This is a genomic window from Parasphingorhabdus sp. (assembly GCF_039939955.1).
Classification (GTDB): Bacteria; Pseudomonadota; Alphaproteobacteria; order Sphingomonadales; family Sphingomonadaceae; genus Parasphingorhabdus.
Genome location: NZ_JBDVHS010000005.1, coordinates 55,287 through 74,696 on the forward strand (window position 1 = coordinate 55,287; position 19,410 = coordinate 74,696).

18 protein-coding genes are annotated in these 19,410 nt (G+C 53.6%); 13 read left to right on the forward strand and 5 right to left on the reverse strand.

What is annotated here, in order from left to right:
• Window positions 1-39: 39 nt before the first annotated feature.
• From ABJG22_RS05520 to ABJG22_RS05540, 5 genes are read left to right on the forward strand one after another with little or no spacing between them, the layout of a single operon-like run.
• Window positions 40-453, forward strand: coding sequence for an OB-fold domain-containing protein (locus ABJG22_RS05520; RefSeq protein ID WP_348019254.1), 414 nt, complete (start codon window positions 40-42; stop codon window positions 451-453).
• Window positions 454-455: 2 nt separating this feature from the next.
• Window positions 456-1,601, forward strand: a complete 1,146-nt coding sequence (locus ABJG22_RS05525; protein ID WP_348019255.1) for a thiolase family protein — start codon at window positions 456-458, stop codon at window positions 1,599-1,601.
• A gap of 8 nt (window positions 1,602-1,609) precedes the next feature.
• Window positions 1,610-2,785 (forward strand): acyl-CoA dehydrogenase, encoded by a 1,176-nt coding sequence (locus tag ABJG22_RS05530; protein WP_348019256.1) that lies wholly within the window; start codon window positions 1,610-1,612, stop codon window positions 2,783-2,785.
• A 3-nt stretch (window positions 2,786-2,788) separates the two neighbouring features.
• Complete coding sequence (locus ABJG22_RS05535) at window positions 2,789-3,811, forward strand: NADP-dependent oxidoreductase (RefSeq protein WP_348019257.1); 1,023 nt, start codon at window positions 2,789-2,791, stop codon at window positions 3,809-3,811.
• Between the two features lie 15 nt (window positions 3,812-3,826).
• Window positions 3,827-4,219 carry a limonene-1,2-epoxide hydrolase family protein gene (locus ABJG22_RS05540; protein ID WP_348019258.1) on the forward strand — a complete coding sequence of 131 codons (393 nt, stop codon included), beginning with the start codon at window positions 3,827-3,829 and terminating at the stop codon, window positions 4,217-4,219.
• Window positions 4,220-4,221: 2 nt separating this feature from the next.
• Here the strand turns inward: ABJG22_RS05540 and ABJG22_RS05545 are convergent, their stop codons facing one another.
• Window positions 4,222-4,983 (reverse strand): SDR family oxidoreductase, encoded by a 762-nt coding sequence (locus tag ABJG22_RS05545; RefSeq protein WP_348019259.1) that lies wholly within the window; start codon window positions 4,981-4,983, stop codon window positions 4,222-4,224.
• A gap of 282 nt (window positions 4,984-5,265) precedes the next feature.
• On the opposite strand from ABJG22_RS05545, the gene ABJG22_RS05550 reads away from it, so the two are divergent.
• Both ABJG22_RS05550 and ABJG22_RS05555 read left to right on the forward strand, forming a co-directional pair.
• Entirely contained in the window at window positions 5,266-7,746 is a 2,481-nt protein-coding gene (locus ABJG22_RS05550) for a TonB-dependent receptor (RefSeq protein ID WP_348019260.1), read from the forward strand.
• A 149-nt stretch (window positions 7,747-7,895) separates the two neighbouring features.
• Complete coding sequence (locus ABJG22_RS05555) at window positions 7,896-8,687, forward strand: SDR family oxidoreductase (RefSeq protein ID WP_348019261.1); 792 nt, start codon at window positions 7,896-7,898, stop codon at window positions 8,685-8,687.
• Between the two features lie 58 nt (window positions 8,688-8,745).
• Here the strand turns inward: ABJG22_RS05555 and gyrB are convergent, their stop codons facing one another.
• The gene (gene gyrB, locus ABJG22_RS05560) at window positions 8,746-11,238 is read right to left on the reverse strand and encodes a DNA topoisomerase (ATP-hydrolyzing) subunit B (RefSeq protein ID WP_348020304.1); all 2,493 of its coding nucleotides are present in this window, start codon (window positions 11,236-11,238) and stop codon (window positions 8,746-8,748) included.
• A gap of 298 nt (window positions 11,239-11,536) precedes the next feature.
• Between gyrB and ABJG22_RS05565 the strand changes: the two genes are divergently transcribed.
• From ABJG22_RS05565 to ABJG22_RS05575, 3 genes are all read left to right on the forward strand, one after another.
• The gene (locus tag ABJG22_RS05565) at window positions 11,537-11,938 is read left to right on the forward strand and encodes a PaaI family thioesterase (RefSeq protein WP_348019262.1); all 402 of its coding nucleotides are present in this window, start codon (window positions 11,537-11,539) and stop codon (window positions 11,936-11,938) included.
• 75 nt (window positions 11,939-12,013) lie between these two features.
• Window positions 12,014-12,508: a hypothetical protein gene (locus ABJG22_RS05570; RefSeq protein WP_348019263.1), complete on the forward strand. Its 495-nt coding sequence runs from the start codon at window positions 12,014-12,016 to the stop codon at window positions 12,506-12,508.
• 232 nt (window positions 12,509-12,740) lie between these two features.
• Entirely contained in the window at window positions 12,741-13,766 is a 1,026-nt protein-coding gene (locus tag ABJG22_RS05575) for a DUF1838 family protein (protein ID WP_348019264.1), read from the forward strand.
• Window positions 13,767-13,910: 144 nt separating this feature from the next.
• Here the strand turns inward: ABJG22_RS05575 and ABJG22_RS05580 are convergent, their stop codons facing one another.
• Window positions 13,911-14,609, reverse strand: coding sequence for a hypothetical protein (locus ABJG22_RS05580; RefSeq protein ID WP_348019265.1), 699 nt, complete (start codon window positions 14,607-14,609; stop codon window positions 13,911-13,913).
• Between the two features lie 168 nt (window positions 14,610-14,777).
• On the reverse strand, window positions 14,778-16,256 hold the full coding sequence (locus tag ABJG22_RS05585) for a serine hydrolase domain-containing protein (RefSeq protein WP_348019266.1): 1,479 nt from the start codon (window positions 16,254-16,256) through the stop codon (window positions 14,778-14,780).
• A 195-nt stretch (window positions 16,257-16,451) separates the two neighbouring features.
• Between ABJG22_RS05585 and ABJG22_RS05590 the strand changes: the two genes are divergently transcribed.
• Window positions 16,452-16,610, forward strand: coding sequence for a hypothetical protein (locus tag ABJG22_RS05590; RefSeq protein WP_348019267.1), 159 nt, complete (start codon window positions 16,452-16,454; stop codon window positions 16,608-16,610).
• A gap of 15 nt (window positions 16,611-16,625) precedes the next feature.
• Here ABJG22_RS05590 and ABJG22_RS05595 read toward each other — a convergent pair whose 3' ends face one another.
• The gene (locus tag ABJG22_RS05595; RefSeq protein WP_348019268.1) at window positions 16,626-17,123 is read right to left on the reverse strand and encodes a rhodanese-like domain-containing protein; all 498 of its coding nucleotides are present in this window, start codon (window positions 17,121-17,123) and stop codon (window positions 16,626-16,628) included.
• 187 nt (window positions 17,124-17,310) lie between these two features.
• On the opposite strand from ABJG22_RS05595, the gene ABJG22_RS05600 reads away from it, so the two are divergent.
• Together ABJG22_RS05600 and ABJG22_RS05605 are read left to right on the forward strand one after the other, a co-directional pair.
• Window positions 17,311-17,715 (forward strand): GxxExxY protein, encoded by a 405-nt coding sequence (locus tag ABJG22_RS05600; RefSeq protein ID WP_348019269.1) that lies wholly within the window; start codon window positions 17,311-17,313, stop codon window positions 17,713-17,715.
• Window positions 17,716-17,775: 60 nt separating this feature from the next.
• Complete coding sequence (locus tag ABJG22_RS05605; protein ID WP_348019270.1) at window positions 17,776-19,341, forward strand: class I adenylate-forming enzyme family protein; 1,566 nt, start codon at window positions 17,776-17,778, stop codon at window positions 19,339-19,341.
• Window positions 19,342-19,410: the final 69 nt, after the last annotated feature.

Here is a 19,410-nt window from a genome sequence, read left to right on the forward strand (position 1 = left end):
TTCCCCCTTATAGGACTCTTAGAAAAGGGAGAGAACTTCGTGAGTGCACAGCCGATTGCAGAAAATTTGTTCACCTCTGACATGAGCGCGCTTGTCGGTGCGCGAAACAAGGAAACCGGACATATATTCTTTCCGTTGCCGTTGACTCCCAATGATAATATCGAACCCATCGCTTTGGCTTCACGCGGAACGGTTTGGACATATACAGTCCAACGCTTTCCGCCGAAGACGCCATATGCTGGACCAGCTGATCCGGAAACATTCAAACCGTATGTTGTCGCCTATGTCAGCCTGCCGGAGCAGACCATGGTGGAATCGCGTTTGACCGGCATTGAACCGGAAGATGTCAAAATCGGCATGGAAGTAGAATTGACGGCGATACCGCTTGATCCAGATGCACCGCCATCGGAGCAAGTGCTCATTCATGCCTTCAAGCCTGTTCAGGGAGAATAATTATGTCAGACGTTTGTATTGTAGGAGCAGGCATTCATCCATTCGGTCGAACCGAAGGGCGCGATGGCATGGACCAAGGCGTCTATGCGGTGAAACAAGCATTGAAAGACACCGGCGTGTCTTGGGAAGATATTGAATTTGCCTTTGGGGGATCTGCGGCTTCGGGTGCGGCTGATACGATGGTGTCTCAGCTTGGCCTCACCGGTATTCAATTTATTAATGTCTCCAATGGCTGCGCCACTGGCGGCTCGGCCCTCAACGCGGCCGCGAGCGCGATCAAGTCGGGCGAATATGAAATCGGTATGGCGGTCGGTTTTGACAAGCACCCTCGCGGCGCTTTCAACGCTGACCCGGCAAGCTATGGCTTGCCAAATTGGTATGGTGAGGCTGGCTATATGCTGACCACCCAATTTTTCGGCGCGAAAATCATGCGCTATTTGCACGAACATAATCTTAGCACGGAGACATTGGGCCGGATTGCTGAAAAAGCGTTCCGCAATGGTGCCAAGACTGACCATGCATGGCGACGCAGTGAGGTTGATCTGGAGACCATCATGAATGCGCCGATGATTTCCGACCCGCTCAACAAATATATGTTCTGTTCTCCAGCAGAAGGTGCAGTGGCGCTGATCCTGGCGAGTGAGAAAAAGGCCAAGGAATTGGGGATGCCGATGATTCGGCTCAAGACTTCGGTCATGCGGACCCGGCCGCCGGGTTCCTTTGAAGTGTTCGCGGCATCGATAGATGTCGAGCGCGGCGGAACGGCGACAGAGCTGGCTGCGAAGGCCGCATTCGAACAGGCTGGCATGGGCCCCGAGGATATTGATGTTGCGCAATTGCAAGATACCGAAGCCGGTGCTGAAATCATGCACATGGCGGAAAATGGTTTCTGTGCGCATGGCGATCAGGAGCAATGGCTGATCGAAGGCAAGACAGAAATTCACGGCGAACTGCCGGTCAACACGGATGGTGGCTGTCTTGCGTGCGGTGAGCCTATCGGTGCATCGGGGCTGAGGCAGGTCTACGAAAATGTTATGCAATTGCGGGGTACCGCGGGGGCACGGCAAGTGCCGGGTGATCCAAAAACCGGCTATACCCAAGTCTATGGCGCACCAGGCGTATCTGCCGTAACGATTCTCCAAAGATAGGAGATTCGATGACCAAAGATATCAGCGCAGAAGCGCAAGACATGGCCGAACGGGTGGAGACATTCGTTCGCGACAAAATTTTTGCTTTTGAAAAAGATGAGCGTTGCGAAGACCATGGCCCGACCGACGGTCTGGTCCAGGAAATGCGGGCCCTGGCGAAGGAAGCCGGCGTTCTGACACCGCATATCCGCGAGGATGGCAGTCACCTGACGCATCTGGAAACGGCGCTGGTTTTGCGCAAGTCCGGATTGTCGCCTTTGGGGCCACTGGCGGTGAACACATTCGCGCCGGACGAAGGCAATATGTATCTGCTCGGCAAATGCGCTTCGCCGGAGCAGAAAGAACGGTTCTTGGAGCCGCTCGTGTCCGGACGGGAACGTTCCGCCTTCTTCATGACCGAACCGGCTAGTGAAAATGGCGCGGGCTCCGACCCGATGATGATGCAGACGACCGCCAAGCCCGATGGCAACCATTGGGTGATCAATGGTCGCAAGACGTTCATCACTGGCGCAAAAGGTGCCAAAGTCGGGATCATCATGGCAAAGTCTGACGAAGGCGCGACGATGTTCCTCGTTGATCTTCCGGACCCCGCGATCAAGATCGAGCGCGTACTCGACACGATCGACAGCTCGATGCCGGGCAGCCATTCGGTCGTACAAATCGATAATCTGCGCGTTCCAGCGGACCAGATGCTGGGCGAAAGTGGCGAAGGGTTTAAATATGCGCAGGTGCGCCTGTCTCCGGCCCGCCTGACCCACTGCATGCGCTGGCTCGGTTGCTGTGACCGGGCGCAAGAAATCGCGATTGATTATGCTTGCAAACGGCAGGCTTTTGGCAAACCGTTGATCGACCATGAGGGCGTTGGCTTCATGCTGGCCCAAAACCAGATTGATCTGAAGCAGGCCGAACTGATGATCGACTGGTGCGCTTCGGTCCTCGATACCGGCGCGCTTGGGACGACCGAAAGCTCGATGGCCAAAGTCTCCGTTTCCGAAGCCCTGTTCCGGATTGCCGACAATTGCGTGCAGGTCATGGGCGGCACCGGATTGAGCAAGGATACGGTGGTCGAACAGGTGTTCCGTGAAGTGCGCGCTTTCCGCGTCTATGACGGACCCACCGAGGTCCACAAATGGTCGCTCGCCAAGAAGATCAAGAAATCTCATAAAATCGCGAATGAAGGATAATCCATGACCAAGAACCGCAAATTCACGCTTGTCAGTCGCCCGGTTGGCGAACCCAAAGAGCGCGATTTTGCATTGGTTGAAGAAGACCTACCGGAACTCGACGATGGCGCGTTTTTGGTCCGCAATCATTTTATCTCGCTTGATCCTGCCCAGCGCGGTTGGATGAGCGATGCGGAAAGCTACATGCCGCCGATCGCTCTAGGTGCAGCGGTCACCGCCAGCAGTGTTGGCAGAGTGAGCGAGTCCAGAAACCCCGATTTTCCAGTTGGTCAATGGGTTGTCGGGCTTGGCGCGATGGAAGAATATTCGGTCGTTCAGGCAGGTGGCTTTACCTCGCCCGTTGACGCATCGCTTGTGCCTTCTCCAACGAACTTTCTTTCGGTTCTTGGTGCCGTCGGGATGACCGCCTATTTCGGCATGATCGACGATGGCAAACCCAAGGAAGGCGACACTTTGCTGGTAACCGGTGCCGCCGGTGCGGTCGGGTCGCTGGTTGGCCAGATCGGCAAAATCAAGGGTTGCCGCGTTGTCGGCATTGCCGGTGGCGCGGAAAAATGCGCCCGGCTGGTTGACCATTATGGTTTTGATGCCGCCATTGATTATCGCGGCAAGAGCCAGGCTGATCTTGAGAAAGAAATAGCGGCGGCGGCGCCCGATGGCGTCGACATTATCTGGGAAAATGTTGGTGGTGAAATTCTCGATGCTGGGATCACAGCGATCAATGAACATGGCCGTGTCGTGCTTTGCGGAATGATCAGTGAATATAATAGTCCGGACCCCATCGGTATCCGTAATCTCTGGTATCTGATCTCGCGTCAGGCGACGATCAAAGGTTTCCTTGTGCGCGATTATCCGCCGCGTTTCCCTGAAGGTATTGCGCAAATGGCGCAATGGATCGGTGAAGGCAAAATCAAGCATGACGAGGACATCGATAAGGGAATCGAAAACAGCTACGCGGCGTTTATGAAACTGTTTTCCGGCGGCAATCACGGCAAGATGATCCTCGACGTCTCGCCGGACGAATAGAAGGGAGTTTCCACCATGTCCGATAGCAAGCAACAGGTTCTCGATTTTATCGACGCCTGGAACCGGCTGGATTATGACGCGATCTATGCGGCGATGGCAGATGATATTTTCTATCACAATATCCCGATGGAACCTTGTGTAGGGATTGATGCGGTCAGGGCTTTCTTTGACGGATCGGGCATGGGCTCCGATGGCGCGGAATGGATTGTCCACCATATTGTCGCCGAGGGTGATACGGTTCTAACCGAACGCACGGATAAGTTTCGGATCAACGGCCAATGGATTGCAATCCGCGTAATGGGGACGTTCGAAATGCGCCAGGGCAAGATCGCCAAATGGCGAGACTATTTTGATCTCGCGGAATTCCAGAATCAGATGGCGGCCGCAATGGGTGCCGCTGCCTCCTGAGATCAGGCAGGTTTGTACAGCACACCATTGTCGACCGGATATTCGCCGGCGGTCATGAAGCGGGATTCATCGCTGGCCAGATAGACGCACAAAGCTGCGACATCATTGGGGTGGCCCAGATCGCCGATCTTGATCATTCCGGTCGCGGGCGTTTCTCCACCGTCTGCACCAACGGCTTCCTGCCGCACCATCGGTGTGTCGATGCCGGCGGGGTGGAGACTGTTGCAGCGGATCGGATAGTCCTGTTCCTTGCAATGTAACGCAACGGATTTGGTCATCGAACGTACGCCCCCCTTGGCGGCGCTATAGGCCACAAAGGGGGAATAGCCCTGCAAGGCCGCCATCGAGCTGAGGTTGATGATTGCACTCGGTTGGTCATTGGATTTCATGGCTCTTACCGCGCTGCGGCATCCCAGGAAAACCCCGTCGAGCATGACGGAAGTTTGTTTGCGGAACAGATCAAGCGAGCAATCCTCGATAGTGCCGGGAATGACGAGCCCCGCATTGTTCACCAGAATATGAGGCGCGCCAAAAGCATCGGCCGTTGCCGCGAATATTTCGTCCCAGCGCACTTCATCGACAACATCCTGTTCTAGGGCAATGGCATCGGCGCCAATCATATCGGCAACTTTCGTCGCAGCTTCGATATCGATGTCGGTTAGCACGATCCGTGCGCTTTCTTTTGCAAATGTTTCGCTGATCGCTTTCCCTAGACCGGAACCGGCTCCCGTTACGATGGCAATTTTCCCGCTGAGGCGACCCATTTTGCTTTTCTCCTAATGCTGCAATTATGTTCACTATAGGCGGTGAGTTCTTGTCTTGCGCAATCCCTATTATCGTTAGCACTATCGATAGTGCACAGCCGATTTTTGGCCAAAAACGAACAAATGTTGCGGGAAAAACACAGTTTTCCTCATTTGCTATCAATTTGGCTAGCAGAGCCAAGGGAAACGGACGCTTAAGACAAAATCATAACAAGGCGGAGGAAACCGCCGCATTTTGTAGATAGCGCCTGGCTGAAAAACTAGGCCGATTGGGAGAGAGCAATGACCGAACATATGTCGCACAGTAAATCCATCTTCGGAGGCAAGTCCGCAAAGTCAATATTATTGGGCTCTGCCGCCACTCTGGCATTTGCCGGTTTCGCAACGCCAGCTATGGCACAGGATGCTGAAGAGTTGGACGAAAGCAATGTGATTACCGTTATTGCGCGGAAGCAAACGGAAACATTGCAGGAAGTGCCCGTTACGGTAACTGCAATCGGTGGCGACACGCTGGAGAAATTCCAGGTTAACGAAATTGCCGATGTGACGAGCCGAGTTCCGGCTCTTAACGTTCAGGTTGGTGGTTCTGGTTCTGGTGGTCAGATTAGTTTGCGTGGCGTTGGCTCATCCAATATCTCTGCGTCATTTGACTCCGCCGTGGCTTTTGACTTTGACGGCGTTCAGGTCAGCACGATGCGGATGGTACAAGCAGGCTTCTTCGACGTTGAGCAAATTGATGTTCTCAAAGGACCGCAATCGCTATTCTTTGGTAAAAGTGCTTCGGCCGGCGTTTTTTCGGTTCGGTCAGCCGATCCAACAGCCAGCTGGGAGATCGGAACGAAGGTTTCTCATGAATTTGAAGAGAATGGTACGACGATCAGTGGACATATTTCTGGTCCAATCTCCGATACCTTGGGTATCAGAGTTGCAGCTCAGTTGAACAGTATAGAAGATTATGTGAAGTTGGCGCCAGGAACACCGGCTTTCAATCCAAACGGTAGTATCAGAGATTCCAGAGGACTTGAGAGTTTCGTTGGTCGTACGACGCTTCAGTGGGATCCCGCTGATAATTTTAGCGCCAATTTGAAATTGAACTACGTCAAAAATAAAAATGACGGCGCAATTGCGCATTCCGATATTAATTGCGGTGCGAATGGAGTTGCAGATCCCATTTTCTTGCTTTCGGGCGGTGTAATAATTCCATCGAACGCCGATTGTAATGATAGTGATGGTCTTTACCACCATGCAGACGGGGCAACGGCTTTGATTAGTCAAGCTCCAGACGGCTCTGCAGGGGATCCTAGATTCAACAATGGCATTCCGTTTGGTGAAACTGAGATCTTCTTTGGACGATTGAAATGGGATTTGGACCTGTCTGATTCGCTGACATTGTCATCGGTTTCCGGCTATCTCAGCTTGGATGCTGTCGATACGGATTGCTACGGATATGTGGGACAATTTGCTTCGGGTGCACCAGGGGGCGTAGGTTGTAGTGACCCGCGCAACGCGACCGAACAATTCACTCAGGAATTGCGTGTTTCAAGCGATTTTGATGGAATGTTCAACTTCATGGTCGGCGCATTTTATGAAAGTCGCGACATTGACTTCAATACTTCGCAACAGGGTGTGAATATTTCGCTACTTGCTGCTGATCCTGTGACTGGCAACACCTACGATTGGTACAAAAAGCAGAATACCAAAACCGAAGCGCTATCGTTTTTCGCCAGTGCGACGTTGGATTTAACGGACCAGTTGCAGGTATCTGGCGGCGTGCGCTGGACCGATGAGAACAAGACTAGCCGGATTTCGGTTCCTTATGTTCATACATTCCTGTCATCAGGCCCTGCGTTTATTCCGAGCGGGTTCTTCTCAGGGCCGATCGATTTCAGCGATGATAATTTCTCTCCTGAACTTTCGATCCGTTATCAGGCGACGCCGGATATCAACATCTATGGTGCGTTTAAAACGGGCTTCAAGTCTGGTGGCATCGATAACAGTGCCTTGCCATCTTCTAGCTTGCTGGGCTTCAATGATCCGGATCCTGCCACCCGCCAAGCTGTTGCCGATGCGCTGAAATTCAAATCGGAAACGGGCCTCGGCGGTGAAATTGGTGTGAAAGCGCAGTTTGCTGATCGCGCGGTTACCCTGAACACATCTGTCTTCTATTATGTATTTGATGATCTTCAGGTGCAGAATTTTGATGCGACAACTGTTCAGTTCCAGACCTTTAACGCTAGTCAGCTGACGAGCCAGGGCGTGGATGTCGAATGGGCATGGCGCACCCCGGTTGAAGGGCTGAGCTTTTCTGGTGCGTTTGCCTATACGGATGCGACATTTACGGCTCCGTTCGTGACGACGTCGGGTGAAGATCTTGACGGCCGAGCAGCGGCGCGTGCTCCAAAATTTGCTGCCAACGCAGCCTTTGATTGGTCGACGCCATTGGGAGATTCATTGGAACTCGGTTTGAACGGCAATGTCCAATATAGCGGATCCTATTTCACGAACGAAGATTCACTGAATGATCTGAAACAAGATAGCTACGTATCGATCGATGGCTCGATTTCGGTTGGTGACCCAGATGGTGCTTGGAAATTGTCACTGGTTGGCGTGAACCTGACCGATGAGATTTGGATCAACACCACTGGTGGTCGTCCTTTCTTGGCTCCAGCAGGCAATGGTTTTGGTTTGCCAGCTGGTGATGACCTTGTCGTCACCCAGAATCGTGGCCGTCAGGTGTTTGTGGAAGCCAGCTTTACATTCTGATCAACCTCCCGTTGATCAAATTGGGCCGGGGCAGTTCGCTGCTTCCGGCCCTTTTTTTGGACTGTATATGATAACCATATTGAGAGTAGCCGCTGGCGAGTGGCGAGATAGTGTGATCCGCAACAGATATTAAACGAAGGAGAGTGAAAGTGGGACGTTTGGCAGGAAAACGGGCCGTCATATTGGGTGCGGCCGGAGCAGGCAATATGGGGCAGATCATTGCGCAGCGTATGCACGATGAAGGTGCCGACATTTTGGTGGCCGGGCGGAAGGAAGATGAGCTGAAGCGCTTCTCTGGCGAACTCGGTGGTCACTATGCGCTTTGCGATCTAACGAACGAGGCTGATATCAAGGCTCTTGGCGATACAGCAAAAAGCAAAATGGGCGGTGTTGATATTGCGGTCAATGCGACCGGATTGGGCTTTCTGAAACCGTTTCTGGAAAATACCAAGGAAGAGCTGGAAATGATGTCGGCGCTGCAACTGGTGGGGCCGTTTCAATTCTATCAGGAGATGATCAAAGCCATGGAAGATGGCGGGTCGATCATTCAAATCAGCTCCGCTACCGCGACGATCATGCTGAATGACCATGCTGCCTATATGGGTACCAAGGCGGCCACCGATCATATCATTCGCTGTGTTGCGCATGAATTTGGCGAAAAAGGAATTCGTGCGAACAGTATTTCGCCGGGTCTCACGCGGACGCCAATGACGGCGGGCGTGGATCAGGTGCCTGGACTGGTCGAGTCATTCGAAGCGCGCTATCCGCTTGGCCGTATCGGTACGAGCGAAGATATCGCTGCGGCAGCGGTATTCCTCGCCAGTGACGAATGCTTCATGTCGGGTGAAAATCTACAGGTGAACGGCGGACTGTGTCTGCGCGGCAATCCGACGCGCAAGGATCAGGAATTGATGATGGGCGCTGTCGCTGCGGCGTCCTAAGTCATAGTCTATGCGAAGGTTGACCGATCGTTCGGCCAACCTTCGCTTATAGAATTGACTAAATATCTAGATTGGCGACGTTCAGCGCATTGTCGACAATGAATTCGCGCCGCGGTTCGACCACTTCGCCCATTAACTTGGTGAAGATATCATCGGTCACGTCGGCTTGCTCGACGGTCACCTGCAATAGCGAGCGCACTTCCGGATCGAGTGTCGTTTCCCACAGCTGTTCAGCGTTCATCTCGCCCAGTCCTTTGTAGCGGGAAATGGCGAGGCCCTTGCGGCCTGCAGTCAGCACCGTGTTCAGCAGTTCTGATGGGCGGGTGATGAGGGCGCCGTCTGCACCAACGTCGTCCGTATCGCCTGTATCTGCATCATTTGATGTCGATTTCACTAGCCGGCTGCCGCTGTTATATGTTGCGGATTCTTCCGAAGCGAGCCGGTGCAGTTTGCGGGCCTCCGCGCTCTCCAGAAATTTAGCTTCGATGATATGATGATCGGTAACACCCCGCCACAATCGCTGGAATAGATAGCCGCCTTCTTCCGAGACTTGACCCGACCAGCGGCCTTCCTCGTCAACCTTGTCCATCCAAGCTGCTGTTGCATCGACGGCGGCCTGTCGTTCCTTCCCTGTATGATCGGGATTGAGAGCGCCTGTCAGTGCCATTCCCTCAACGATAGTGCCGTCATAGCGCCGTGGCACATAGGTCATCAGGCTGCGCATTCTGCGGGCATGTTCGATCAAGCTACCAAGATCATCGCCGCTTCGTGCGCCTTCTCCGGTTTGCAAAATCATGCCATTCAATCCGGCTTCGACCAGATATTGGTCGAGCGCATTGTCATCCTTGAGATAGACTTCGCTTTTCCCCTTTCCAACTTTGTAGAGTGGTGGTTGAGCGATGTAGAGATGGCCGCCCAGGATGATCTCGGGCATTTGGCGATAGAAGAAAGTCAGCAACAAAGTACGGATATGTGCGCCATCGACATCAGCATCGGTCATGATGACAATCTTGTGATAGCGCAGCTTCTCTATGTTGAAATCTTCCCGTCCAATTCCGGTGCCCATGGCCTGGATCAAGGTCCCAACCTCTTTAGAGGACAGCATCCGGTCAAAACGCGCACGTTCGACGTTGAGGATCTTGCCTTTCAAGGGCAGGATGGCTTGATACATGCTGTCGCGGCCCTGTTTGGCCGATCCGCCAGCAGAGTCTCCCTCCACCAGGAATAGTTCGCATTTTGTTGCATCGCGTTCGCGGCAATCGGCGAGCTTTCCGGGGAGCGATGCAATGTCCATTGCCCCTTTGCGGCGCGTCAGTTCCCGCGCTTTTTTCGCGGCTTCACGGGCTGCCGCAGCATCAATGACCTTCTGTATCACCATAGCGGCATTCTGCGGATTTTCCTCGAGCCATTCTGCCAATTTATCAGCCATTAAGCTTTCCAGCGGTTGCCGTACTTCCGAGGAAACCAGCTTGTCTTTGGTCTGCGAGCTGAACTTGGGGTCGGGCAGTTTGACCGAAACAATGGCAGATAGGCCTTCGCGCATATCGTCGCCGGTCAGTTTGACCTTCTCTTTTTTCAGCGCGCCGGAATTTTCGGCATAATTGTTCAATGTCCGGGTCAAGGCCGAACGAAAAGCCGCCAAATGGGTCCCGCCATCGCGCTGCGGAATGTTGTTGGTGAAGCAGAGAACATTCTCATAATAGCTGTCATTCCACTCCAGCGCGACGTCGATAATGACATCGTCCCGGTCGCCGTGAATGGCGATAGGTTCGGGCACCAGAGCCGTTTTGTTGCGGTCAAGATATTGAACAAAAGCAGCGATTCCGCCTTCATAAAACAGGTCGATTTCACTGGGCTCTTCATGCCGCGCATCGCGCAAAATAATGTGCACACCGCTGTTGAGAAAGGCCAGTTCGCGGTAGCGATGCTCCAGTTTTTCGAAATCAAATTCGGTGATTTTAAAAGTCTCGGGAGAAGGAAAAAACGTTACTTTTGTACCCTTTTTGACCCCGGTTTCATTGTCTGCTGGCGGTGCGTCGCCGGTCACGGCTAGCGAACGAACGGCTTCGCCGAATTCAAAGCGCATATTATGCGCCTTGCCGTCGCGCCAGATATCCAGTTCGAGCCATTCCGACAGGGCATTGACCACCGATACACCAACGCCGTGGAGTCCGCCGGACACTTTATAGGCATTGTCGTCAGACGTATTCTCAAACTTGCCGCCAGCGTGGAGCTGGGTCATGATGACCTCGGCCGCTGACACGCCTTCTTCGCTGTGCATTCCGGTCGGAATACCGCGCCCATTATCCTCGACCGAGACGCTGCCATCGCCATTGAGCGTGATCAGGATCAGATCGCAGTGACCGGCCAGCGCTTCGTCAATTGCATTGTCGGAAACCTCGAACACCATATGATGGAGTCCGCTGCCATCATCGGTGTCGCCGATATACATGCCAGGGCGTTTGCGAACAGCATCTAGGCCCTTGAGAACCTTGATAGAATCTGCACCATATTCGTTTTGATTGGAAGAGTTGGAAGCATCTTCCGGCATTTCATTTTCGTTCATGTCATTCATGACCAGACCATAGCCGCTGGCGCGCGCAAACCCAAGGGAAATGTAGGATTTTGCGATATTAAAATCCCTAAAAATCAATGACTCCCATCAAGTTTCAAACGCGCAGAAAATTTTCGCAAAAAGCGGTGATTATCAAAATGAATAGGGGGGCAAAATCGCGACAAAAATGCTCTTTTTGCGCCGATGCTGTAAATTCCTTTGCGCTCCCAATTCTTTATGCAAAACAGGGGTAACATCCCGTTTCTTCGCCCAGCCGACCGAAAAGGACCCGAATATGCCCAATCCTGCCGATATGGTTCCCTTTGCCAAAACCATGGGAATCACCGTCACCGCGATGGAAAAGGACGTGGTGCGCGGGGAAATGCTCGTCCGGCCGGAAATTTGTACGGCTGGCAACGGGCGCGGCACCCCCAGCATCCATGGGGGGGCGGTGATGACCTTTGCCGATGTTCTGGGTGCTTTCGGCGGATTTGCCAATTTGCCGGAGGGGTCGAACGGCACCACGACGTCGGAAAGCAAAACCAATTTCCTGAGCGCCGCGCCGGAGGGCAGCATCGTCTATGGCGAAGCGACCCCGTTCAAGGTCGGCCGACGCCAGTCGGTCTGGCAAACGAAAATTACGCTGGAAGACGGAACGCTCGTGGCCGTGGTCACGCAAACGCAGATCGTCCTGTGACTGGCTACGGAGCAGATTGAGGCCACATTAATTCGCAGCTTCCCAAAGACCCTGTTCTTGCGCTAAACTGTTGCCATGAACAGAACCCTGCTCGCCGTTTCTCTGATAGGTTTGGCAACCACCGCCTGCTCCGAATCCACCAAGGTCAGCGATGACCTGGCCGATAGCAGCGACTATATGGAAAATCCGACCGGCCGTTCCGAGCGGGTTGATGCCGGAACCACGGCTAAGCCGGTGCGCATTGGTGAAGGTGGTCCCCGTTTTGATGCCTGTCAGTCCGTGGGCGAAGTGGGGGGCCCTGTGAGCGATTCCCTATCGGTGCTGAGCGCGCCTTTTGATGCCGCGGAGAAAATGGACAGCCTTGCGGCTGGCCAGATGGTCCACATCTGCACCCGCAGTCACGACCAGCAATGGTTTGGCATCGTCTATGACGCCTCCTCTGGTTCAGCAGGTACAGAAGGAGCGCTCGATTGCGGCGTATCCTCTCCCGTGCGTGCCAAACGCAATTATGACGGCCCCTGCAAGAGCGGTTGGGTCGAAAGCACCTATGTGGTGCTGGTGGCTGGCTAAGCCTGTCGAGCCTCCTCAGGCTTCCCAAAGACCGAGATAGTCCGAGCTAGGATGTTGAAAGCCAGCCTTCGCTATGAGCGCGGGAGAGGGGTATTTGTCCGCTAAGCGGACAAGAACGTCCTGCGCGGCTTAGGCTGGCGCATTTGCGGTGCATGTTGAAGACTATCGCAATTTCAAAAGAGTAGCCCGCGACGGGGCGCTTGCTTAAGCTCTGACATTCTGGAGAAGAAACATGCAATCAGCGTTGATCAATGATCTTATCATGAACCGCCGGCGAGCACTGACGGGCCTGGGGTTGCTGACCGGCTCGGCTGTAGCGGTTGGTGGCAGCAGATTGGCGGCCAAATCAACGCTGGCTGAGCAAACTCAGATTCAGAAACAGACGCTGGACTATCAAGACCCCACCGACAATCTATATGCCTTTGGCAAGATCTGGGCGGGTTTTGATGAACCGGTCTATGGCGCTTACCACGGCATTATGTACGCGCGCATTCCGGGTCAGCGACATACGCCGTTATTTGGCTATGTCGGTACCGGCGTGCTCCAGGCCAAGTTTAACGAGGATGGGAATCTTCATCTGCGCGGTAAAGAAACGGGCTTTTTCACCGACCTCGCTTTTACAAAAGTTCTGGAGTCTTGGCAAAATCCCTACACGGGTGAAACGGTTAAGCCATTTAACTTCTTCAATACCATTGGTGGCGTCTTGACCAAAGAGATGCCGCGCTATGATTTTGGCACCGAAGATGACGAGCCTACTGTCATGAATGAAGGCTCGAACATCGAAAAAAATGGCACGATACCGTTTATCTTGCCGTTTGAATTCTATGGCGATGACGCCCTGTTGGCGTGGGATTATGCCCATGGCTACACCAATCCTGTCACCCCTGAAAAATGGCCGAAGGCTTCCACCGGGCACAAGATTTTTCCTTCCGAGCATTTTACCTTTCGCGTGTCCAAATCGGAACTTGAAAATCGTGACATTCCATCCGCTCGATCGATGACCGGTTTTTCGCGGGTTTCGGAATGGTGGCCATGGATGATGATGGGCGGCAATAAATATCAGGACGGCACGCTTTATGGCCGGATGTTCAGCCACAAGGGCCTAAGCGGTTATCAGGATATCCCGCCCTATCTGCTGGCATATGTCGAGAAGCATCACCCGGATTCCCTACAAGTGCCAGACCAGTGGCTGAACAAACGACCGATGAGCACTTGGGAAAAATACGCAACCAGCGTTCCGCCTGAGGTTTCCATCTAACAGCCATTCATATCTGCATCCGCTGCGACCTGCTGCAATAGAATGAAGAGCGAAATTCGGATCGACGGCAGTCTTATGAAAATAGGGACATTACATAGTGCCAGTGGGTAGCGTGACGAGATGTCGGCAATCAGATGGCTCTAACTAGCCCAGCGGTTTTTTCGGCATTGCCGACAAACCAAAGACAAAAATGGCGGCGGCCATAGCGGCGACGGTTAGCAGCGTCGATGTGCCCATATTGGATATGCCAATGGCGAAAAATCCCCAGGTGACGGCTGCGCCATAAGGCAGGGATTTGAGCCGGTAGCCATTATAACCTGCGAAGACGGTCGCCAGAGCGAGCGCGATCACCGCTGCGGGTATTTCTGCAACAAAGCCATATCCGGCGAGCAGCAATCCGATGGAAACAAAGGACGCTGCGGATAGCCATCCGGCATAGAGCGCCACTGGCCATCGCGCGATCCAAGAGGGGGTTGCCTGTTCGGATTGATAGAGGGAGACCAGCGCGGCGATGAGCATGATCCATATCAATATTGTCGCCCAAATGGGGGATAGCAGGGCAACGGGCAGCCAGATGGTGCCAACCGCCAGCGAGATGAAGAGCGCGATCCGGCCTTTGTCCCATTCGCTATCGTCTTGATATTTAAGAACCCCGAAAGCGGCGTGAGCGATCAGCCAGAGATAGATCAGGCCCCAGATAGAAAAAGCCCAGCCAGCGGGTTGAACGGCTGCATTTCTTTGGGGGATCGGAAAGCGTTCGGGATCAAATCCACCAAATTCCGGTGACAGAAACGGGACAATAGCAAAGGCGATTGTCGTGATCAGTATGAGAATGGATTTCACAAACATGGCGTCCCAACCTTTCGTTTCTGTCGACCTGTGATAGCCACCCTATCGACTTCCCCCTTTCTAAGCCAATGAATATGCGACACCGCAATTTGGGCCTGGGTAGAAACTTCTTTATCACCGACGAGAGTACGCTGGCGCCCTAACTTTTGCAGCGCCTATCATTCAATCCTTTGACAGTAATCGGACCAAGCGAATTTCTCCTTCGACGCTGATTGCGATCACTTGCCCTGACGCACTCCGTTCCGTTTCGAAGTTAAGCCCTTTGGTCACAAAATATGCGCTCTTGCTGAGAGCATGTAAGCGGGAACGTTCAACCAATATGCCGTCGATCCATAACTCGCCGTCAATGACAGAAATTGTCGCTACGGGCTGTTTGTCATCTTGGCCAAACGCATAGCTTCCAGCAATATCTCGCAACTCTGCTTCGCTAAGAGGTATAGTGTCGCGGACTTCATAGGCGTCTTGTTTCCAGCCATAGACATGACCGATACCGCTGAATATCTCGCGGATCAGGTTTCCCCCGCTATCCGAGTTGGTGAGCACTGCCACACTGGCCCGGCCATCAGCATAATTGATCCATCGAGCACTGAAGCCCGGATTATGGCCGTTGTGGACAAAAGTCAGGCCATCTCCGGCATCATTGAGCCCAAAGCCAAGACCGGGCATTTCTGCATCGTTAGGCACAAGCTGTCTGGCCAGTGCGGTATCCAGTATGAGATTGCCGGTGTTTCTTGCGTCGGCTACCAGCGAGCCAAGCGTAACTAACTCGCTGGGCGTCGTCCACATTCCAGCGGCGGCCAGTTCGGGATAGACAAGATCTCTGCCGGCCATCGACAGCGAACCCTTTCCGTCATGACCGGTGGCTGCATTGGGATCATTAACTGGATAGCGAAAATTGCTCCGAGTCATATCAGCCGGGTAGAATATTCTGCCTTCGACGACATCGGCGAAACTGCGACCGATGGCGTCCTCTATCGCCAACTGAAGAATAGTAAAGCCGCCGCCTGAGTACCGATATTCCTTGCCCGGCAGCTGGTTCACAATGACGGGCAGCGTATTTGCTGGAGCAACGCCGTCTAGTATCTGCGGCAAACTCGGTAAATCAGCACCGGTTTCATATCCTTTAAAACCATGAATGGTTGTCCCGCCACGGTGCGACATGAGATGACGGATTGTGACTGGCTCTTGCTTGGTAAATTCATTGTCAGGTATCTGCCAGCTCGTCAGAAACTCGTTCGCAGGCTTGTCCAAGGATAGGAGGCCATCTTGTACTAACGCTAGTCCGGCGAGGCTAGCGATGGGCTTCGACAATGATGCAGCTTGAAAAAGTGTGTCGCTATCCACTTCTTTGCCGCTATTTTTGTCCAGAACACCATATGCTTTCGCCCAAACAAGCTTGCCGTCAATAGCGACCGCTATGCTGACACCCGGCACGTCGTAGTGACGCATCCTTTCTGCAAGAGTCCACTGCTCTTTTTCGCCATCGCGGACACCATATGTTGGCCGTAAGCCAGCCTCGATCAATTCTATCCGTTCCGCATGCTTGGCGCTCACAGGCGCTGGCGCTGATTTTTCGGCCTGGGCAGACTGGCTCAAGAAATAAAGGCCGAGAATGCCGATGACTGTTCTAACAGTGGTCATAACCTAACTCCAATTTTGATCAGACATTCGATTACATGTGTAGTCGAGTCAACCCTTACATCTTGTCATACCCATTATCGGGCTCAAATTTCGACTGAGGATAAGATGTAGTCAGAGCAGTTCTGAACCAATATATTCTCCCTTGGGCCCAGCCCCCGCTGGCCGTTGGAATCCCATCTTGTATAGGCGTATATCGTGAACATCAAAGATCCGCTGACGTTCCAGGTTTTCAACGAGATCGGGATCATCAACCAACTGACCAGCACGTTGGCGCGGATGGAGAAAGCGGGCCTCGTCGTGATCACGGCGGACCCGAAGGATGGCCGGGTCAAGCTGGACAAGCTGCGCGATTGATCGCTGCGTTACGCCTTATTGGCTGGTCCACGCGATCGCCGGATCTTGCATCTGATAGGCACCCTGCAATTCATAGATATTGCGATAACCATAGCCATAGAGATTGATAAAGGTCGGGATATTGAGCGCTAGCTGAGCCTTTTTGCTCGGCACCGGCGCGACATTGTCGGTGAAATTATTATTGCAATAGATCAATATCTCGCGGTCGGTGGTCTCGCCGATAACCTCTTTAAGGCTGGTTTCGGTAAAGTCGGAAAAGGGCAGGTTGACCGCACCTTCAATATGACCAGCCGCGAAAGCGGCGGCCGAACGCGTATCGAGAATGATCGTATCCGGCTTTGCTGCGCGCGCGCGGAAATCTTCCAGGCTGACCATATGGGTTTCCCGGTAGCCGAAGACTTCGCCGGTCAATTGTTCGAAACCCCGATAGTCAACAAGGTCTTTGGGCGCCTCTTGGGCAAAACCAGGGCTAGCGAGCAGAGCCGCCAAGCATAAAATCGAGAATGAGCGCATGTTTTTCTCCCTTCCCGCTGGATATCGGACGGGCGTATTTAACCGCGGCTGAACGCAGCTTTGTTTGCGTCAGAGAATGGCGTCACCAAATTCATTTTTTGCTAACCAAAAGCCTTATCCAATCTGTCATCCAATGACCGCAAAGGCCTTGCAGCGCTTCCAATGGCGCTGACAAAGGGGCGGGCAATTGGCGACATCAATCGTGGATCACAATATTCAAAAACTGGAAACCGCTGCGATAGACAGCGGCTATCATATCTATGACGCGCTTGGCCCCGGCTTGCTCGACAATGTTTATGAAACCTTGCTCGCTGAGCGGTTGACGCGGGCCGGTCTGACGGTCGAGCGGCAGAAGCCGGTTTCCATTAATTTTGACGACCAGAGTTTTGACGAGGGGTTCCGCTGTGACCTTCTGGTCGAAGGGAAGCTGCTGATCGAGATTATCTCGGTCGAGCGCTGGACATCGATTGATAGCCAGCGGGTCACCACCTATTTGCGGTTGATGAATCTGCCGATGGGATTGCTGATCAATTTCGGTGCGCCGAGTTTCAAGCAAGGCGTGAAACGGATTGCCAACGGCTACGCGACCTAGCGGCGCCTCCCCTCATTAAAGTAAGTTGCATTTTCTGCAGCGATGCGGAATCAACCGCGCATGATAAAATTAGACCCCTATCGCTATCTTGAACAACCTTTTGGCCAGCTGGCTGATCTCATCAATGCGCATGCCGTCAATCAACCCGACCGGATCGCGCTGGATGATGGTGAGGAAAAGCTGAGCTGGGCCGAGACCGCTGCTCAGGTGAACCGGATCGCCGCACAGTTGCAGGCGGATGGTCTGCAAAAGGGGCAGGCGGTTGCGATATTGGGAACGACCACGATCCGCTATGCGCTGGCCTATCTCGGCACGATTGTCGCAGGCGGCTGCGCGGCACCGCTGACCACATCGGCGACCCCGAAACAGCTTGCCAATATGGCCCGTGATAGCGGCGCGATGCATTTGTTCATCGATGGTGCAAAACGCACAGAGCTATTGGAAAGTGGCCTCGACCTGCCGCCGCTCCAACATATCATGATGGATACCGCGGTAGAGGATGCACCCTTGATGTTCGATTGGATGGCGGCAGAAGGCGCGACACCGACGGACCCCGGCACTGGGCCCAATGATCCTTATAATATCATCTATTCCAGCGGCACCACCGGCACGCCCAAAGGCATTGTCCACAGCCGTCAGATGCGCTGGTACCAGATGGCGGTCGGAGAGAATTCGGGTTACGGCAAGCTCGGACAGGTCTCGCTTTTTTCGACCCCGCTTTATTCCAACACCACGCTCGGTATCTTTGTAGCAACCATGGCCTATGGCGGCACTGCGGTGCTGATGCGGAAATTCGATTGCCAGCGTTGGCTGGAACTGGCGCAAAAACATCGCGCGACCCACACGATGCTGGTGCCGGTCCAATATCAACGACTGATGGATTTTGAAGGATTTGACGATTATGATCTGTCGACCTTCACCCATAAATATTGCACCAGCGCGCCGTTTTCGGCGGAATTGAAGGCCGAGGTTATCGCGCGCATGCCCGGCGGCCTGATCGAGATTTATTCGATGACCGAAGGCGGCGTCGTCTGCATTCTGCTCGCCCATGCCCATCCTGACAAATTGCACACCGTCGGCATCGCCTGGGCTGGCAGCGAGGTGATCACCGTCGATGAAGAACTGAAGCCATTGCCGCCCGGCGAAATGGGTGAACTGGTTGGACGGTCACAGACGATGATGTCCGGCTATCAGAACCAGCCGGAAAAGACGGCAGAAGCCAGCTGGTATGACGAGAATGGCGACCGCTGGCAGCGGATGGGCGATATCGGCCGGGTCGATAAAGATGGTTTCATCACGCTGATGGGCCGGTCGAAGGACATGATCATCTCGGGTGGCTTCAATATCTATCCCCGTGATCTGGAAGAAGCGCTGATGGAGCAGCCGGGCGTGACCGATGCTGCGGTTATCGGGATTGAATCCCGGCAATGGGGCGAAACGCCGCTCGGTTTCGTGGTCGCTGAACCTGGTGTTGTGCTGGATCTCGACGCATTGAAAACCGCGACCAATGACGGTCTTGGCAAGACACAGCGTCTGTCCGAACTGCGCCTGATTGACGAACTGCCGCGCAGCCATATTGGCAAGATTTTGAAGACCGAATTGCGGGATATGATAGAAGCGGAATAAGGTAGCCAGGCTTTGCATTGATGGCCGCCCACTAATTTCGCAAAGACCGTCACAAGATATAGACTCTCT

What these genes read in the sequence shown, in the direction of transcription:
- ABJG22_RS05525 (WP_348019255.1), top strand. Translation starts at nt 456, where the DNA reads ATGTCAGACGTTTGTATTGTAGGAGCAGGCATTCATCCATTCGGTCGA.
- ABJG22_RS05530 (WP_348019256.1), top strand. Translation starts at nt 1,610, where the DNA reads ATGACCAAAGATATCAGCGCAGAAGCGCAAGACATGGCCGAACGGGTG.
- ABJG22_RS05535 (WP_348019257.1), top strand. Translation starts at nt 2,789, where the DNA reads ATGACCAAGAACCGCAAATTCACGCTTGTCAGTCGCCCGGTTGGCGAA.
- ABJG22_RS05540 (WP_348019258.1), top strand. Translation starts at nt 3,827, where the DNA reads ATGTCCGATAGCAAGCAACAGGTTCTCGATTTTATCGACGCCTGGAAC.
- ABJG22_RS05545 (WP_348019259.1), bottom strand. Translation starts at nt 4,983, where the DNA reads ATGGGTCGCCTCAGCGGGAAAATTGCCATCGTAACGGGAGCCGGTTCC.
- ABJG22_RS05550 (WP_348019260.1), top strand. Translation starts at nt 5,266, where the DNA reads ATGACCGAACATATGTCGCACAGTAAATCCATCTTCGGAGGCAAGTCC.
- gyrB (WP_348020304.1), bottom strand. Translation starts at nt 11,238, where the DNA reads ATGCCGGAAGATGCTTCCAACTCTTCCAATCAAAACGAATATGGTGCA.
- ABJG22_RS05565 (WP_348019262.1), top strand. Translation starts at nt 11,537, where the DNA reads ATGCCCAATCCTGCCGATATGGTTCCCTTTGCCAAAACCATGGGAATC.
- ABJG22_RS05570 (WP_348019263.1), top strand. Translation starts at nt 12,014, where the DNA reads ATGAACAGAACCCTGCTCGCCGTTTCTCTGATAGGTTTGGCAACCACC.
- ABJG22_RS05575 (WP_348019264.1), top strand. Translation starts at nt 12,741, where the DNA reads ATGCAATCAGCGTTGATCAATGATCTTATCATGAACCGCCGGCGAGCA.
- ABJG22_RS05585 (WP_348019266.1), bottom strand. Translation starts at nt 16,256, where the DNA reads ATGACCACTGTTAGAACAGTCATCGGCATTCTCGGCCTTTATTTCTTG.
- ABJG22_RS05595 (WP_348019268.1), bottom strand. Translation starts at nt 17,123, where the DNA reads ATGCGCTCATTCTCGATTTTATGCTTGGCGGCTCTGCTCGCTAGCCCT.
- ABJG22_RS05605 (WP_348019270.1), top strand. Translation starts at nt 17,776, where the DNA reads ATGATAAAATTAGACCCCTATCGCTATCTTGAACAACCTTTTGGCCAG.